The 17988-nt window shown below is 50.3% G+C and carries 10 protein-coding genes; 3 read left to right on the forward strand and 7 right to left on the reverse strand.

Annotation, left to right across the window (positions count from 1 at the left end; translation table 11 throughout):
- Window positions 1-790: 790 nt before the first annotated feature.
- Window positions 791-1102, reverse strand: a complete 312-nt coding sequence (locus EAH74_RS11975) for a helix-turn-helix domain-containing protein (protein ID WP_140678559.1) — start codon at window positions 1100-1102, stop codon at window positions 791-793.
- Between the two features lie 1596 nt (window positions 1103-2698).
- Between EAH74_RS11975 and EAH74_RS11980 the strand changes: the two genes are divergently transcribed.
- Window positions 2699-4717, forward strand: coding sequence for a hypothetical protein (locus tag EAH74_RS11980; RefSeq protein ID WP_140678561.1), 2019 nt, complete (start codon window positions 2699-2701; stop codon window positions 4715-4717).
- A 410-nt stretch (window positions 4718-5127) separates the two neighbouring features.
- On the opposite strand, the gene EAH74_RS11985 is transcribed toward EAH74_RS11980, so the two are convergent.
- Both EAH74_RS11985 and EAH74_RS11990 read right to left on the reverse strand, forming a co-directional pair.
- The gene (locus EAH74_RS11985) at window positions 5128-5940 is read right to left on the reverse strand and encodes a hypothetical protein (RefSeq protein WP_140678563.1); all 813 of its coding nucleotides are present in this window, start codon (window positions 5938-5940) and stop codon (window positions 5128-5130) included.
- Window positions 5927-6205 (reverse strand): hypothetical protein, encoded by a 279-nt coding sequence (locus EAH74_RS11990; protein ID WP_140678565.1) that lies wholly within the window; start codon window positions 6203-6205, stop codon window positions 5927-5929. Before EAH74_RS11990 ends, EAH74_RS11985 begins: the two co-directional genes overlap by 14 nt.
- A 919-nt stretch (window positions 6206-7124) precedes the next feature.
- Between EAH74_RS11990 and EAH74_RS11995 the strand changes: the two genes are divergently transcribed.
- Complete coding sequence (locus EAH74_RS11995; protein WP_140678567.1) at window positions 7125-7883, forward strand: hypothetical protein; 759 nt, start codon at window positions 7125-7127, stop codon at window positions 7881-7883.
- 842 nt (window positions 7884-8725) lie between these two features.
- On the opposite strand, the gene EAH74_RS12000 is transcribed toward EAH74_RS11995, so the two are convergent.
- The 4 genes from EAH74_RS12000 to EAH74_RS12015 form a co-directional block, all read right to left on the reverse strand.
- The gene (locus EAH74_RS12000; RefSeq protein ID WP_140678569.1) at window positions 8726-9397 is read right to left on the reverse strand and encodes a hypothetical protein; all 672 of its coding nucleotides are present in this window, start codon (window positions 9395-9397) and stop codon (window positions 8726-8728) included.
- 306 nt (window positions 9398-9703) lie between these two features.
- Entirely contained in the window at window positions 9704-10495 is a 792-nt protein-coding gene (locus EAH74_RS33855) for a competence protein CoiA (RefSeq protein WP_140678571.1), read from the reverse strand.
- A 220-nt stretch (window positions 10496-10715) separates the two neighbouring features.
- The gene (locus tag EAH74_RS12010) at window positions 10716-10937 is read right to left on the reverse strand and encodes a hypothetical protein (RefSeq protein WP_140678573.1); all 222 of its coding nucleotides are present in this window, start codon (window positions 10935-10937) and stop codon (window positions 10716-10718) included.
- Window positions 10938-11038: 101 nt separating this feature from the next.
- Complete coding sequence (locus EAH74_RS12015; RefSeq protein ID WP_140678575.1) at window positions 11039-11458, reverse strand: hypothetical protein; 420 nt, start codon at window positions 11456-11458, stop codon at window positions 11039-11041.
- 653 nt (window positions 11459-12111) lie between these two features.
- On the opposite strand from EAH74_RS12015, the gene EAH74_RS12020 reads away from it, so the two are divergent.
- Window positions 12112-17949: a DUF3320 domain-containing protein gene (locus tag EAH74_RS12020; protein WP_140678577.1), complete on the forward strand. Its 5838-nt coding sequence runs from the start codon at window positions 12112-12114 to the stop codon at window positions 17947-17949.
- The last annotated feature ends 39 nt before the right edge of the window (window positions 17950-17988 follow it).

Raw genomic sequence — 17988 nt, forward strand, 5'->3', positions numbered from 1 at the left:
ATATAGCGGAGATACGCAAAGGTGTCATGTTCACGACTATGGGAGCCGAACTTTTCTCTTGGCGGGGCCTCGATAGCTTTAAGCAACCACGTTAGAGGTTTAGTGAGATCTTGGTGCTCCAAATAAGAAGTGTCGGTTTTGCTCTTGGCAAATGTAATTATTTCTTCCATATGTCCGACATCTATCTTGCGCAAAGTTAGCTTGTTAGCAGTGATATATTCGCTGCACAGATTCAAGCAATGTATGTATATGTTGGTTTGGGCTAGCTCGCGGTAACGCTTGTCCGCGATGGCTATAACGCTTGCTGGGTGGAGGCCATGATTGGAATGTGGAGTAAATGTTTTCATCTCACTGTCCCTGCATTGATTGGAAGGGTGAGCTATATAACAGTCCAGAAACTTCGCGCAGTCAAGACGTGACAAAGCGAGAAAAATGATCAGTTTTTTCTGTGAACATTAGAGTTGTGGTTGTTTTGTAATAGTGTGATTTTGTATGAATTACTTAAGTCATTGATTGCTATAAGTAGTTAGGGTCGGTCGTTTTTTAAGCTTCGGAGGCGAGGGGCAAAGTGTTTATGTGGTAAACATATTGCTATCTTAGAGAAGTGTTGCTTGCACAGATAAGTGATGTAATTGCGACGAACGGTATGTTCTTTGAAGACTGTTCACAGATCACTTATTGTTTCTTGAAATTTGGACTCAAATGCATTTCCTGAAGCCTAGCCAACGCGGAAGGCACGACTCAAAGCGTTGGCACAGTTGCGCCCTGCGCGTCATAAAAAACGCGAAGCTCACTTTTCCTCGGTCCAAAGACCCAGCGCCGCCAAGTCCATTCTGGCCTCAAGGAGTAATTGCAGCATCGAGTCATCGGAGGATTGGGCGTAGGTGAGAAGGAGTAGCGCCAAGGGATGGACCTCCAAAGCCGCTGCAATCTCATCGATTTTTGCCAGGGTGGGGCTCTTATGCCCCAGTTCGAGAGCCGAGTAGTACGTTCGGCCGGTTGCCTTCGAATAGACCTCGTGCATCCTCAGGTCCTTGCTTTTCCGAATCGCCCTTAGCGCGATGCCAAAGTGAGCCTTTTTCTTGTCTACGTCTGACGACATTTTCCACCCCTAGCAAAAGGTATGGATAGGGCCAGAATCCGTGGTAATCTTCGACTCCCTATAGGGTGCTTTTTCACATTTTTTTAGTTATGGTGATATTATATGTTCATAACCCATGAGAAATTTCGTAATCTGTTTTCGAATTTGATGGATGACGATCTGTATTCTTGGAGATTGGTCAGCCACAACAATGCATTCACTTGGCTTTATGTTTGCAATGAGGTTTTGGTCCCGACCGGGTCGGACGTTATTCCGGCTGTAAAGCACCTCATGATGCATGACCCCTTACAGCTGGACACGCTGATAGAGGCCCAGTCGGAAATAGGTAGAGTCCTCAGTGTTCTGCTCATGAGGGCTCCTGCTCAAGGTGGAACTCAATACCGTCCGTGCACGGTCCAGCGCGTGCTGAGATTCAAATCTGAGTCGGGAGATCCGCGACACGTTTATGAGATTGACGACAAAACCAGCTGCTACTCACATGGAAAGCCTCTAGCAGGGGATGAGTTGAAAGTCGTATTCGATGCAGGCAATCTCGGTGTTTGTTAAATGCGGTGAAGCCACGCTCCGGTTGCTGAGGAACGCTCGCTCGTGGATAAATGGCGTGTTGACCGAGTTGCTGCGTGACAAGGACATGGCCCCTAACGCAGGGAAGGGCATTCATGTGTCGAAGGAGGGGGCACTCTCCGTAGATTTTGAGGACATACAAAAATCCGCCGGCTACCAAGAGGCACTCCGAAGGGGCGACCAGGTCCTTTCGGCTGAGTATCGGCCCCTGCACTTAAGAAACCAGCGTTCGACGGAAGCTCCCAAGTGGATTATCCAGTGCGCGAAGGCTACCAGCGACTGCGATTCCTTGAGCATCTCACTACCGTCCAGCCTGGCTGATTCCTTAGATGTGAGCGAGGGCGACGCATTAGTAGTAACAGCACTGAAGTCAGGCGTGGTTGAAATGCGTAAATCTCGGCCGTAACCGGTAGAACTGAAATGCCCCCTGTTCAGCGCATCCACTCGCGTTCCCTTCAGTACATGGATAGATAGGCGGGCACATTGAAGGTTCCAGTGCCATTTGTGGCTCAACACAAGGCAGGCTGGGCGCACAGGTGCAAGGAGTGCCTAAAGCTCTATGCGATTTATAATGGACAGGTATCGCATCTTCAAAATTTTGTGAGTGTAATCGCCAGGTGATTGGATTGTTTTTGACATTTGGTAGCTGCTACGCGGCGGTGCCGGAATGTACTCACTTGGGAGGTGGCAGGACTTGGATCCTATTTTGGGCCTATGGCAGGGGGCATGGAAAAACAGCGCCCCTCATACCCACGCTCAAAGAGCTTGCAAATCCTGCTCCGAGACCTAGGCGAGCAACGTAGGCGGTGAGATCGAAGTGATCGCAGAGAATGCGGGCTTCATAGGACAGGGGTTGGCTGGGTTCTGGAGCATTGGTTTAGGGGACTGGGTTTTCACGAGCTGTTGCCAGCCCCATCGGATCATAGATTTTACGGCCTCAAGTAGCGCGCGCCTTCACAATAAGTTGAGTGGAGGTAGTGATGTCAAAGTGCTAGATTTCGCTCTCAAATTTACTAAGGATTTGGGGAAGTTATGGACACTTTGGCCTTCGTTACGATCTGTGACGAGTTTTTCAACAGCTACGAAGCCGCAGAATCCCGCACCAGAAATGGTTATGAAAAGGTATATGAGAAAGCCAGGCAGCAGATTAGCGATGCCCGTCAGGTGCTTGAGGCAGTAATTTACCTGCGACAAAAGCTTGTAATCCTGAATCACCACAAGAAACTGGATTACTCCAAATATACCCCAGTGTTGGACTCTATCCGTGACGTCGCTAGAAAGGAGTTGGACCCTAGTTTCACTGCATTGACTGAGACTAACTGGGATGAACTGACCAGAGTAATCATAGAGAATCGCAAAGAGCTTCACTATTTTGAAAGCGAAACACATCCTCAGCTTGAGAGTAAGCTCCATACGTTCGCCCACTCGTACCTTAGGCTCAGAAATTTTGGTGTTGAATTTATCGAAGACGACTATAAATTTTACATATCGGACAATAGTTATGAGTTGATCAATAATGAGATTGATCGGATTTGCCGTGAGTATGGAGGAGAGGAACTGTTAAGCGCCTTGGCGGATCGTCTTGGGCGAACATACAACGCCATTACTGGTCGATTCATGGAGTATCGACAAGTTTCAATGGGGACAACGGAAGTGCACGCGGCAATGCCATTCGGCTACCTCATGGCAATCGCATCAAAGTGTGCGGGTACTCGTGGAAATACGAATCCTGGACTTTTAGATCGTTTGTTGATTCTGATAGCGGATATTATAGTTGTTTATGAGATACAACCTTACAGTCAGTATGAGGCGATGTATATCAGTGAGGAGGGGCTTATTGAGTTTATTAGAACTAATATTCTGTATGACAGTTTTGTTGGTGTCGCGCAGACGAAAGCTAGTTATGCGTCGTCCCTGATTAGGTTCTTGCAGGCTAAATTTGATGGGGCTAGATACGAATCATTTGGCGTGCCAGTCAAGGATGTCACCAGGGTTGCGCTTGCGTTAATTTCTAAAGCCGAGACTAAAAAATTTACGACTGTTAGTGCCAAAGACCTTGCATTAAAAACAAGAATGCCAGAATTTAAAGTCGCAGCGGCAATGGACGAGTTGTTAAGTGTAGCTTCTGGAGTCGTAAATTCGGGTTTACAATTTCCGCCTTCGAGTATGGATATAGATCATTATTTTAAGCCGGCAATAAAGATTGGAAAAATTTATAAGGTTTTCCCTAAAAGTATCGCGTCACTGGGTTGTGTTAACACAGTATGTGCATCCATTGCTCTTCCAAATGGTAAATGGGCAAATGAAATTGATAGTGAGCTAGGCTATGCCATCGAAGAGTATCTTCGAGGAGCTTTCCTCGATAAGGGTATAAGCATTGCCTATGGCGACCGCTTAGGTGGCGACTCCGATCTCGAAGTGGATTTGTTGTGCGAGACTGACGAAGCTATTTATATATTTGAGATGAAAAAGAAGGGACTCACTCGCCAGGCTCAATCTGGAGATCAAAGCAAGATTTTGGCGGATCTCGCCGATAGTGTTCTTGCATCCCATTTTCAAGCCATGCGTATCGAAAACGTGCTAAAAAATAATGATTCCTTACAGCTTGTTCACAAAGGGGTCAAGAAAACTGTTTGCTTGAACAACCGGCAGGTGCAACGAATTTCTGTGAGTCTTCCTGATTTTGGTGCATTACAAGATAAGACAGTGCTGCAACGACTTCTGACTATCGCGGCGCTCAGTAAAGCTAGTCATCCGGATAAATCTGAGGATAATAAGCTAAAAAAATGGCGGGATTATTCCGAAAAATTGAAGGATCTTGCTATGGCTAATGGCGAGCTAGGTAAGAATAGAATGCCATTCCATAACTCTCTTTTCATGAGTATACCGCAAATTATAATGCTTCTTGATAAGTCCGAAAATGCGAACGAATTTTTTAAGCATATTAAAAGTTTTATAGGGACGACGACGGGTAGTAGAGACACATATACAGAGTTTTTGAATCGCCTGACATTCCTAGACAGATGCAAGGCTGAGGGTTTGCCTGTCTGACTCCGCGGAAGCAGGCAGGTGTTCCTGATGCTGGTTAACGGAATGATTCAATCACGGCATTAGAAAGTGGGCACCAGTTCTTGTGTTTTACCTGCGCAGTGAGCGCGAGTCACGTTTTCTTGAATTATTTCAATGGGGAAAAGCGTCATTTATTCTCGAAATTGTCTTTAGGTTTAACCAGTCATCTTCAGGCGGGCACCCTATGAAGGGTGCTTGCTATTTCAAGATTGCAACAAATCGAAGATAGATCCTGTGAAACTTTCGTTGCTACCGTAGCAAAGCAATGGAAATGCAAGCAGCGAGGTACGCGAGATCCTTCTTGGATTAGTCTCGGAGACGCGTCCAGTTATGATCGGCGGGGCTGATTAAATAGGAGTTTTAAGAAGGATCAACTGCCATCTTGGCAACTGCTAAGTCTCCGGCCTTTTTTCATGTATAGACTGATCAGTAGGCGATGCTGGGGCCGTATTGTTCGCAAATTGTGAAGCGGGATTCATGAAGTAAACTATCGCGAACACGGCTAAGGTGCCGCCGGCCCTCAGCCATTGCCCAAATTTCACCTCAATGAAGCCTGGCAGCACGGCCACGACACCGCCTGCCGCTAGTGCTGCAACCAGTCTAAAGATTAGGTACTGGAATCCCGATGGATTAGGCATCCAGATCGCCAAGCATAGGACTGTCACGATGAAGACGACCCCGAACGTAAACGCTAAAATGGTCCTGACGGATGGGCTCAAAGTAAAACCTTCCTTAACTTGAAAACCGTGTATCGGCAGATTTGCCTTGGAAAACTTCATCATTATTTCAGAAATTAACGACTTTTGAAGGTGCCTTTTACATACACGTTGCATGTTCGCATAGGCGGTAGGAGAAGGGCTGCTATCGATGTCGATATTCAGTGTTTCAAACCCTTTTCGCATGAGTTCGAAATGATCAGGCATTACCTGGAGTACTGCTAAACAGTCTTCTGCAAAACCTTGTGCCCATAAAGAGTTTTCGTGCGCCCCAAGCAAGCTGCTGTTTCCGACAAACTCTTCATAGAAATTAAAGTACATTGAAGCTCTTTTTTGCAACTCGAGAAGCGCATCGCGTTTATTCAAATCATTGCAGGCGTCACTGGCAGTCAATTCTATATACCGCAGGATCGCTACAGAATATGCTTCCTTCAGCGTAGCTGCTCCGCCTTTTGCTTTAACGACATCCTGTTCTTTAGTGGCTGTCAATTTGCTTGCTCGCTGTTGCCTGCTGTGCGATTAACAGCAGTGCCTTGAGGTCGCTGTTGTCAACGCCTTCCAGCATGGCGTAAATGGCGTCCGGGACTCGCCTTGCGATTATTCCTTCAACATCACCTACCGTGAGCTTGCCTCTCGAACTAATCGTTCTCTTTATATCTTCACGAATGGACCGAAGTTGATCCGTGGAGGGACACCATTTTGATATGTGGGCGACTCGCTCCAACAGCGCCTTGAAATCTCGTAGATCATCCATAACGCTCAATTCCTAGTTTGCTTCAAGGCGATGGTCAGTAGAGAAGTAATATCTTTAGTGTCTACACCGGCAGTGACATGAAAGCGGGCTCCAGGGAATTGCCGGCTCACAATCATAGCGACATCGGATCGAGTGACTATTGCTTTTCTGCTCTTGAGAGCCGTAAGCGCGCTTGCTATACGACCAAGGTCACTCGGCGTTGGGTTCCATTCCCGGACTCCAGATGCTGCCTCAATCTCCTGCTTCAGTTTTTCGTAAGTCATAACGCCCTAGATTCCGTCGCCTGCAAGGCCAATGCGAGAAGCGCTTGGAGGTCACTGTTGTCGAGACCTCTGTAAGCCCACCTTCCCGTTGAGGGGCAGTGCTTTTTTACCAGTTCGTGCCATTTGGCTAGATCAAGGGAGGCACCAGCGCGGTGCAGTTGCTTAACCTCTAAAGAAATCGACTGGATTTGTTGGGGTGTAGGTTCGTGTGGAGACGTCCCGAATTTCATTCTTAGTAAATAGGCGAGGTCCATTTATCTTCCTTGAGATGAAGGTGGTAAAGATGGCATTCTAGCATCATAACTCAGAAAATCATGGCTTGGTGTAGCGTCCAGCGCAGGTGACTGCTTTAGAGCTTCGCGGAAATTTGAAATGCCTGTTTTCGCCCGACTGCTGAATGCCGCGAAGCACCAATCAACTCGGATCTGCCGATCGCGCAACCTAGCGTGATCTGCATTAGGAACTCGGCAATCGTGTAAGTGGGCGAGGCAGAGAAGTGCTATGGCTTCTTCTCTTCAAGCATTCAGCTATGCGTCCGTTGCTCTGATACGATGTAGGTTATGGCATCGATCCTTTCAGACATCAGTAGATGTCGTCGAGTTTGAGATGGTTCTTTCCGCTCCAGTAGCTGCTGGCTCAACAGAGGCAATGTGTAGATGTGGGGACCATTTGCTGTAGAAGACCTCGTTTCATCCGCAGTCCAAGCGTTGAAAATACGAGGAGATGCAAGAGCAATCGCCGTTTTGGTCGCAGGGCAATGTGCACTTGAGCCCGATGATAGCGACATGGGTATAAATTACTGGGCACTGACCATCAGCTTAAATGTACAAATTTTCTTCGCAATGACAGAGCAAGATCGTGAGTTAGTGAGGGAATCAATTAGTACTGTCATAAGCCCCTTCTACTCTGCAACACCCAACGATGCATTGAGCCATGTAGTGATTTCGCCGATGGTGGGGGAAGCTTCAGATGGATGGCGTGAAGACGCCATGAGATTTGTTCAAGGCGAAGGTGTTACCAATCAAGGTCGAGTACGGAGCGACAATATTGCGTCAAAGGAGCACCAGGGCCTGCTTTTCAGGTCGCAGGCCGAGATCACTTTGTTCAAGGCGTTATGCAGGGCGAAAATAGCTGTCGCGCCGCTACCCGTATTCGTTCGCCATGGAAAAAAATATCATCGGTTAGAACCTGACTTTGTAGTGGTCTACCAAGGATTAACCTTCGTGATTGAGGTCGACGGCGATACCTACCATCATGAGACTCCGGCCCAGGCAGATCAGCGACTGATTCCCCTTACATACGAAGGTGTAGAGGTGCGCCGGGTTCAAGCTTCTGAGGTCAAGGACGATTGCTCCGCAGATTCTGTAGTGCGAAATCTTTGTGAATTCATGGCACGGCGTAAGAGTGCCCGGTAACTTATGGCGATTTGCTTCGGCGATACCTCGGACATTGTAATTGGTTGGCGATGTCGCCGTTCTGTTGGTAGCTTCGAACCACGGGTGAGCATATCGACCAAAACTTTTATCAAAGAAAATAGCGGTCGACACTGCAAGTAAGAAAATGTCGTTCTCGCGCCTACTTTTGGAAAGAGATACTCTCAGTATTCATGAAAATAAATTTCGATGTGAACAGTTTTTTGAGCGATAAAACCCTTGTCGTTAGATTTGCTCTTGGGGTTTTACTTTTTGTTGCCTTCATGTCGCCCGGTTTAATAATGATTTATTTGTTCAGTCCGACGCTTCTGACTGACTTGTCCGATCTGAAACTAATAATAGTTTCTGCCGGGATATCTATCCCGTTACATTTGCTGGCCCTAGCGCTCCTCATTAGTTCATCCGCAACACAATTAAGTATAATAGAAGATCCGTCGCAGTTCAGAGCTTGCTCAATTGGTATAGGTGCTATGTTTTGGGCGGTTCTGTGGGTGTTTCTTCTACTAGCCTTCACTAAACTCCTAGGTTTTCTTTGCCCGAGCTTCAAGGAGTTGGCGCAGAATCAGCAGATAATTTCTTCCTATGTAATTGCGCTGGTGTCCTTCTTCGGCTTAAGCATTATAAATTTCGTAAGAGTCACTGCAAAGCATATGCAACGGTGATTGGTAACTGCTAGTTGTTCTGGTTTTGCACCAATGGAGTGGTGCTTTTTTATTTTGCGGCGATCGCCTTATGTTAATGTTTTAGCAGCGAGGCAATGCTGTCCGATGATCAAAGAAAGTTTTGAGCATCTAGAACTCACTCTGAGATTATTGGTTATATGATTAGTTATATATTGTTCTAATTGTTATATTTATGATTTCTAACACGCCACCTATGAGCGTCGCCGCGACGGATGAGTAGCAAATTGCCGCCAATATCACGCCAATCTCGAAACAAATGAATCCGTAAAACCCTTCCAATTCATATTCTTTGTGAATAAGCAATTTTATCATCTGTTGGCGAGGCAGACGGTAAATCAATTCTATGATATTCAACTTTCGGAAAGCTTTGACAATCCCATATATGCCGGCGCAGAAGTATATTAAAAGTTGAAAGGCGCTCCTTAGTTCGTGATATTTATCGTCAGAATGAGGTGGTGGCATGGATGTGAACGTGCTGGCCAGGGAGAACACCGCGGCTTGAGAAAAGTAAATAATTCCAACAAAAAATATACACGCGACACCCGATGCTATCGAAATTCGTGTCAGCTTTTTTCGCATGCCAATACTATAGCGTGTATAAGAGCGCTGACTCTCAATTAGTAAGAAAGAAAATGTTGCGATGCACGCAGCAATTACCCAGTCGATATAATTGATTCCCGTTTTTGTAACCGCTAAGGCGCCTAAAAAGGTTAGGGTTCGGCTGAGCAGCTTCCACTTTATTTTTTGATCTTCACTGAGGCTCGTCCAATAACGTTCTGTAATACCAAATTTTCTTCGATGATTATTTACCATCTATATTTCCTTGAGTTCGCAATTGCTAGTTTTGGTTTAGCTACCGAGGCCAATCAAAAATCGTTCTCTGTTCGACGTTGCCGAACTTTCACGTTGTTCACACAGGCATCGATCTGGTTGTTGAGCGGGCGAATCACCAGCTTGATAGTGTTTAGGGGAAGCAGCATTTGAGCGCTCGCTAGCTTGCTATCGCAAAGCAACGCATCATAGCTAGAGCTGCTGCTGAGTTCACTCTGTCCATGCTGTGGTAGTTGGAGGGCTTGGCCCGCGCTGAGTACTGCCCGCCACACTCCAAATTTTCGTTGCTTACTGGCTTAGGAAATCCGCGATTAGGTCCTGCTTAGCAATGAGCTGCAAGCACATGATGGTGTCTTTCCAGGGCCCGTAGGGAGCAAGCAAGGCCAAGATGTCATTGCCTAAATCTAGGTAGGTAGGCTTAGAGGTTTGATACCAAACCTCGCGGGGCCTCATCCAGAGGTACATATGATGCCCTCGGTAAGTCGCTGGAAAGTGATCGCCGATTTCTGGTCCGAAGTGGAGTTGTTGCATGTTTATGCCTTCCACTCGTTCCGAGCGCCGGAAGAACATCAGTGGACCATAGCCTGTGTCATTTCGACGTTGGTGGTTGCGCCACTCCGGGAGAGGGGATATGAATGAAAGGTCCGCGGCGAAAGGCTCTGCTGGGTCCGGGAGGGGGTAAAAGATGTGTAGATTTTTTCTGAACGGTGCTGCATCTACGATCCAAACCATGTTGCCGTAAAAAGCCTCTCGACTACGCATTTCTTCGGGTGACATAGCGGAATGTTGAAGCTCGATCACGAGGCTGTTGGGCAACTTGACGTCAGCGATGTGTTTCTCGCCTGTGATGTCATGCTGCACGACTTCATGACACTCCTCAGGAAAGGATCGCTTCCACGCACGGTGCCATTCGCCCTCGTTCTCCCACCATGGATCGCATACGCGTCGTCCTTTATGCGCCCAATGCCAGACCTTCTGTTCTCCGCATTTGGCAGTCATAGGCGCGCCGCACGCTTGGCAGGTCCCTTGTATGCCAGGCGAAGGTAGGGCTCGGACGCCATCTACTAGAGCGATTTCCATATCAGTACATCTCCTGAAGTGCTCGAAGGTGGTCGGGCCTAGTGTTGTACTTGAGGCACTTTTCAACCAGCGCTACCAGCGGGGGCCGCGCCTATGTGTTTGCCAAGTACCATGTGTGGGTTGTCCTTAGGTAACGTTGCCATGCTCTGTGCCTTGGTTGCTCGGCCACAGATCGCATACGTAAGCCCATTCAGCACCGACCGCTGGCGCAGCAGATTTCCTACCTGCTATTGGCAGAAAGCTCAGTGTTGCGTTCCACGGCAGCTTTTGAGGATTCAGTAACCGAAGCGCGGTACTCGGCGGCCTCAACAGTCTCAGTTTCGAGCAATGCTCGTGCGTACCCTTCGGCTCTACCAAGCCGGGCGCGCAGCTCAAGTTTTGTTGAGGCAGTGCCAATCTCTGCAATCAGTTCTTTCCATGTTGCTTGGTAACGTTCTGCCATAATCCTTCCTACCGTTTCACGAGCGCGAAACTCGCGCCCTGGTACTGCCAAAGCCCCGAAGAACGGGGCAGGAGTAAAGCGGGGGCTCCTGATCCTAAAGCTCAACCTTCCCAGGCATCGTCGTCACTTATCTGACCGCGCAAATCTGGCTGGAGGACCTTGAGCTGGTCCAGTGCTTCGCGCAGGCTCGCGCCCTTGCAGGAATTACCATCGGCATCAAAAAATCTCCATTCACCTTCTAGAGTGCGCTCCCCCGCATACCAGTCATGCGTCTGCCAGAAGTTCAGCCGTTCAACGTCCCTAAGCAGTCGCTTTAGCTGTGCGCTGTCGACAACTGTCCGGCTTCCGTGGATCAACTGCAATAGGTCTGACTCATGGGCTTCTGCAAGTGATTGCGAATTTTTAGCCGACCCGATTTTTGTTGCGGACCCATTGCACTCTTTGATTTCCGCGAGACGTCGCCTTTCAGCAATTGCACCATTGGCAGACGCAATGATCTTTTCGAGCTGATTGATTTCCATTTTTGGAGTTTCCTTGGATGGATCCCAGGGTCAAAACCGACCCTCATCTATTGTTGAAGCCCGCTGGACGGGCTGGAGGGCCATCATTTTCCTTGGTTACCCGCGAGCAGCGAGCCAGCAGCGAACTAGCCCCTTTGAATGCACCTGTTCGACATCCAAGATTTCCAGCACCTCCGGAAGCTCCTTCAAAAGATCATCGGCAGATGACGCGAGTGGCCTAACCATACGCATAGTCGCCAAGCGCATGCCTAAAAAAGGGCACTCTTTGAAGCTGCCGCCGCGAGCGCTCAGCATATAGAACCCTCCGGTATGGGCCCTCACCGCAAACCCAGGTTTGTCTTGTTTGTATATGGCAACCGTCAAGATATCACCCGGCTGTAGTTGGGCGAACTCGTCTTTGGTTGAGTTTGGGAGCCGAATGGCCATTTCATTTTCCGTATTCATGCTGACAAACGGATAGATTTACCGATATCACGATGCCAGCGCAACCGCGAAAGCGCGGCGGTTACAGCAGTCGCTCGCACACTTTTGTCTGATCAACATGTCTGGATCTGAGATAAAGAAATTCCCAACTAGTGATTTGTCATGGACTATAGGGGTTTTTTTAGCTGCCTCTTTATGAGGCGAGCGCTCGCAGCTTCAGGAGCCCGTAAATGAACATCAAGATTGAGGCATTGATCGCTCGTAAGATCGGCTTCGCTTCCCACCAGAATGCCATTCCACTCGTACGAGAATTGAGCATATGGAGTCAGGAAGAAACAAATCTTGAAAATCTGGTACTGACTTTAAGTACCGACCCGGATTTTGTTGAAAGCCGAACTTGGCACATTGACCGTATTCATGCGGGTGATCGCCTCAGCATCTCTGAGCGCGACATCAAGCTCAACGCTCGCTATCTATCCGGGCTGAGTGAGAGCTTGAGCGCCGATGTGGTAATGCGCTTGTCCCAAGGCGACAACCTGTTAGTCGAGCAACGCTTTCCCACCGAGCTACTCGCTCGTACTGAATGGGGTGGATTGAGTGCCATGCCTGAGTTGCTGGCGGCTTTCTGTATGCCCAATGATCCCGCGGTAGACCGAGTGCTCAAAGCTGCTTCGCAAGTCTTGCGACGCGCAGGGAAGAAAGACGGCATTGATGGCTACGAAAGCAAATCACGCACGCGCACTTGGGAGCTTGCCTCTGCCATTTGGTCAGGGGTGTGCAGCTTTCAGTTGAGCTATGCCTTGCCACCAGCCAGTTTTGAGCAACAGGGCCAAAAGATTAGGCCGCCAAGCGTAGTGCTGGAAAACGGCGTGGCGACCTGTCTGGATACGGCTTTGTTGTTCGCTGCGGCTTTGGAGCAGGCAGGATTGAATGCCCTGCTTATCATGACAAAGGGGCACGCTTTTGCGGGCGTTTGGTTGCAGCCTCAAGAGTTTTCCCAGCTGTTGACCGATGAGGCATCGGCAGTACGCAAGCGTCTGGATCTCAAGGAAATGGTGGTTTTCGAAACCACCCTTGCTACGCAGGCGCCAGCGCCTAGTTTTTCCCAAGCCGTTTCGGCTGCTGAGCGGCAACTCGATGATGAGCAGTTCATCATGGCTATCGATTTGCACCGTGCTCGGATGCAGAAGATCCGCCCAATGGCGCTCGTGTCAGCGGTGAATGTATCCGATGTTGCTGATGATGCTCCTCCCGCGGCTGAAGGTTTGGAGGAGGCCCCCGCACTCCCTGGTTTCGATGTCGAAATCAACGAGAGTACTGAAGGTCCTGCCGGCAAATTAACGCTGTGGCAACGCAAACTTCTTGATCTGACTACTCGCAACCGACTGCTGCATTTGCCAGACAGCGCGAAAGGCGTGCGTCTTCTCTGCCCGGATCCAGCAGCTCTTGAAGACCTTCTTTCCAGTGGCCAGCGCATCCGTGTGGTGTCAGTACCTGACCTGAACAGCAGTGGCCGTGATGTAGCCGTATACGAGCAGCAGAATAATGAAAGTCTGGTCGACGAAGTCGCCCGTCAAGCACTTGCTCGGGGTGAAGTGCTAGCCTGCCTGGAGAAGGCCAAGCTTGAAGCAACTTTGATTGAGCTGTTCCGAAAGGCGCGCAGCGATTTGGAGGAGGGCGGGGCTAACACCCTGTTTTTGGCCATTGGCTTTCTAAAATGGAAGAAAAGCGCAGAAGACCCGAAGACCTACTCCGCGCCACTGATATTGCTGCCGGTGAAGCTTGAGCGCAAAAGTGCATTGTCCGGAGTTACGCTGACCTTGCTCGACGAGGAGCCGCGTTTCAACCTGACTCTGCTCGAATTACTACGACATGATTTTGAGTTGGTGATACCCGGGCTCGATGGCGAATTACCAAGCGATGAAAGCGGCATCGACGTAACGGGCATCTGGAATATGGTGCGGCGAGCTGTACGCGATGTACTTGGATTTGAGGTGTGCACCGAACTAGTTTTGGGCACCTTCTCATTTGCCAAATATTTAATGTGGAAGGATCTGAACGCCAATGCGGCGCAGCTACTGCGAAGCCCTTTGGTTAAGCACTTGTTGGAACCTAGCGAAGCAGGCGAAGGCTTCTCTGGCTCAGACGAGTTTCCTAGGCCCGAGCGTCTGGACTCATCAGTAACGCCTGCTCAGCTTTTTGCCCCATTACCGGCTGACTCTTCGCAGTTATCAGCTGTGGTCGCATCTGCCAGCACTCATAGCTTCGTAATGGACGGGCCTCCAGGAACCGGTAAGTCGCAGACCATTGCCAACATGATTGCGCACAATCTCGCGCTGGGGCGTCGCGTGCTGTTCGTAGCAGAGAAACGGGCAGCCCTCGATGTGGTTTATCGTCGCTTGGCAGAGAAGGGGCTTGGCGAGTTTTGCCTGGAGCTGCATTCAAGCAAAGCGTCCAAAGTTGAAGTGCTCAAGCAGCTGGATCGCGCTTGGGATGTGAGCGACGCATTGAGCGCCGAGGATTGGGAACGTGAGGCCGCTCGGCTGCAAACGCTGCGGGCTCGACTTAACCAGTTGGTCGATGTCTTGCATCGACGATGGAGCAACGGTCTCTCTCTGCATCAGGCGATTGGTCGTGTCGTTCGTGATCACAGCCCTCAGACGCCGAAACTGGCTTGGCCACCAAGCAAGGAACACGATGCTGCCGAGTATGGCCAGTTGCTCGATCTCGCGCGTCGGCTTGGGCTTAACGGTGTTGCCGCGCGCGACTTGTCAGGTAAGTTCGGTGCTCTGGCGCAGACTCAATGGTCGAACGCCTGGCAGGGACAAATTGCTAGCGCCTCCCGTGAGTTGTCACATGCCCTTGACGCGCTAAACGCTGCTAGTGAGAGGCTTCTTGGTCTCACGCACTTGTCGTTGCCCGTGACTGAAGTTATTCAGGTACAGCAGCTTCACGATTTATCAAGTCTGGTCTTGGAATCCTATGGCCAGAACCTTTCATTCGCGTTTGCACCCGATGCTGTCACGCGGATTGAATCAGCCCGACGTGCTTGCCAGTTGATCGAGAGCTATCGGGAGCTTGAGGAAAGCCTGTCATTGGATTATGCCGATGAAGCTTGCCGTCGCATCCCCTTTGAGGCAATGCACAGCGAATGGCGAGAGGCTGAGGGCAAGTTTTGGTTTTTGGCTACTTTCGCGAAGAAAAAGGTAGCGAAGAAACTAGCCTCGATAGGTGGTGCAGCTGGCATTCCGGATGCGCTGGGTGACCTCGCGATTTTCGAGCACCTTCATTCGCAGCTAGTGGAGCTGGACACACTCGCAAGTGACATTCAGGCAATCCCTGGCTGGCAAGGTCTGACCAGCGACACCGCCCGTACACTGCGAGCTATTACACTCGCCGAAACTCTGCGCGGACTGATAAGTGGGTTGGCCGAGTCGCCCGACCACTTGGTTTCATTGCGCGGCGCAGTCGCGCGTCTGGTCATCGATGCGAATGAAATGTTGGCGCCGGGTGGTCAAATCAGCGCAGCGTTGTCGGCATTGCAGCTGGCTTTGTCCAGCTATGACCAAGCAGCTCGGCTATTCGCTGGATTGGCTGCAAGGGACGCAGACGTGCATCCAAGCGTTGCAGCCTTGCGGGCTACTTCACTTTCTATACAGCAGCAGGAAGAACAACTTAAAGCTTGGTGCGATTGGTGTCGGGTGCGGGAGCAGGCTGGTGAAGCCGGACTGGCGAGCCTCGCCCAAGCACTGGAAGCAGGAAGTCTGATTCCGTCTGCAAGTGAGGAAACTTTCGTCACAGCCTATGCCCATTGGTTTGCAACAAACGGCATCGACAGCGAGCCGCTTCTGAGGAATTTTGTTGCTGCCGAGCACATGAGTGACATCCGAGCTTTCGTTCGATTGGACGATGAATTGGCGAAACTGACGGTGCGTTACATTCGGGCGAAACTTTGTGGCCTGATCCCGTCAAAGAATGACATTCCTAAAAGCAGCGGCTTTGCCATTCTCAAGCATGAATTGCAGAAATCTCGCAGACACAAACCAGTCCGGCAGTTGGCGATTGAGATGGGAGATGCGCTAAATCGTCTAGCGCCCTGCATGCTCATGAGCCCGTTGTCGATTGCACAGTTCTTGCCTGCCGATCAGCCTCCATTCGACTTGGTTATCTTCGATGAGGCATCGCAAATCGCCCCATGGGATGCAATCGGTTCGATAGCCCGGGGTAAGCAAGTGGTCATCGCCGGTGACCCGCGTCAGATGCCACCTACAAACTTTTTCAGCCGTGGTCCGAATGCTGGTGACGACGACACAGCCGAGGACATGGAGAGCATCCTTGACGAGTGCTTGGGAGCAGGGGTGCCGAGCCACAGTTTGAGTTGGCACTACCGTAGTCGTCATGAAAGCCTGATTGCGTTCTCCAACCATCGCTACTACGACAGCAATCTGATCACCTTTCCTGCGGCAGAAACCCGTGCCAGTGCGGTCGAGTGGCGCAGGGTTGAAGGCGTGTATGCGAAAGGAAAAGGGCGCTATAACCAGGCTGAAGCTGAAGCGATTGTTAGCGAGACCGTCAAGCGTCTTACCGATCCCGCGTTCGTCGCGGCGGGTCATTCCATCGGGATCATCACGCTCAACTCTGATCAGCAAAAGCTGATCAACGATTTGTTGGACACTGCGCGTAAGCAATACCCACAAATCGAGCCTTTCTTTCAGGACACCCAAACCGAACCGGTTGTCGTCAAAAACCTGGAAACGGTCCAGGGAGATGAGCGGGATCTGATAATGCTCGGGATAGGGTATGGCCCAACCGAGCCAGGTGCGCAGGTTATGTCGATGAACTTCGGACCTCTCAACAAAGACGGCGGATGGCGCAGGTTAAACGTTGCCATCACACGGTCACGACGAGAAATGTTGGTATTCACATCGTTCGACCCGTCGATGATCGATCTGAACCGGACCAATGCTCGCGCAGTCCGGGATTTGAAGCACTTCATCGAGTTCGCCCAGCGCGGTCCAAGGGCACTTGCTGAGGCAATCCAGGGCTCGGTGGGCGGTTATGACTCACCGTTTGAAGAAGCTGTCGCGCAAGGGCTGCGTCGTCTTGGTTGGCAAGTAGTCCCGCAGATCGGCGTGTCGCGTTTCCGTATCGATCTGGGAATTGTTCACCCTGATCGTCCGGGCGACTACTTGGCTGGTGTCGAATGTGATGGCGCTACTTACCACAGTGCCGCAACTGCTCGGGATCGGGATAAAGTCAGAGGAGCGATTCTCAGTGGTTTGGGATGGAACCTGGTGCGACTTTGGTCCACAGAATGGTGGGTAGATAAGGAAGGGGCCTTGCAGAAGCTGCACATAGCTTTGAACGACCTTCTGGCTCAATCCCGAGTAGAGGCAGTTGGTAGTCAAGTGACCGAGGAACCATCGGCCGCTCCAATCGTTATCGATTTCTCAACCGACTCCGGCATTAGTGATGAGTTGCCAGAAGCGTCTATTAGCTCCGTGAGTAAATTGCCGGCGGAGATTGCTGACGTTCGCATAGCTCGCGCTCACAGCGATCCACCTATTTCTCTGGGGCAGAGGGGGGAATATCGCGTCGCTGATCTTTCTACACTTGCGCACATGATCCAAGCCGAGCAGTTCCACTTGCCTGCTTACAACCCGGTGCTCCGTCAGATCATTCAAGAGGTACTGCGCCAGGAAGCCCCAATTCTCGACGCACTCTTAGTCCAGCGTATCGCTCGCGCGCACGGCTTCCAACGATCAGGGCGGCTTATTCGAGACAGAGTGTTGGAGTTGGCCGAACAGCACCATCACGTTCAGCTGGCGGGATTTGAGGAAGTATTCGTCTGGCACGCCGAGGGCGATGTGATGGAATGGTCGACATACCGTGTTCCGGCATCTGCCGGTGACGCGCGTTCTATCGAGGAGATTGCGGCCGAGGAGTTGCGCATCGCAGCGAGCATTATCGATGCAGGGGACCGAGCCCTTGAGGTTGCCAGATTACTAGGCGTCAAACGTCTCACAGGCGCGGCGCGTGAACGCATAGCGCGAATCCTGAGTGCATAGGGTCTGATTGATTCATCGTGGTGACCATAAAATAACTGA

Source organism: Pseudomonas mandelii (genome assembly GCF_006438925.1).
Classification (GTDB): domain Bacteria; phylum Pseudomonadota; class Gammaproteobacteria; order Pseudomonadales; family Pseudomonadaceae; genus Aquipseudomonas; species Aquipseudomonas mandelii_C.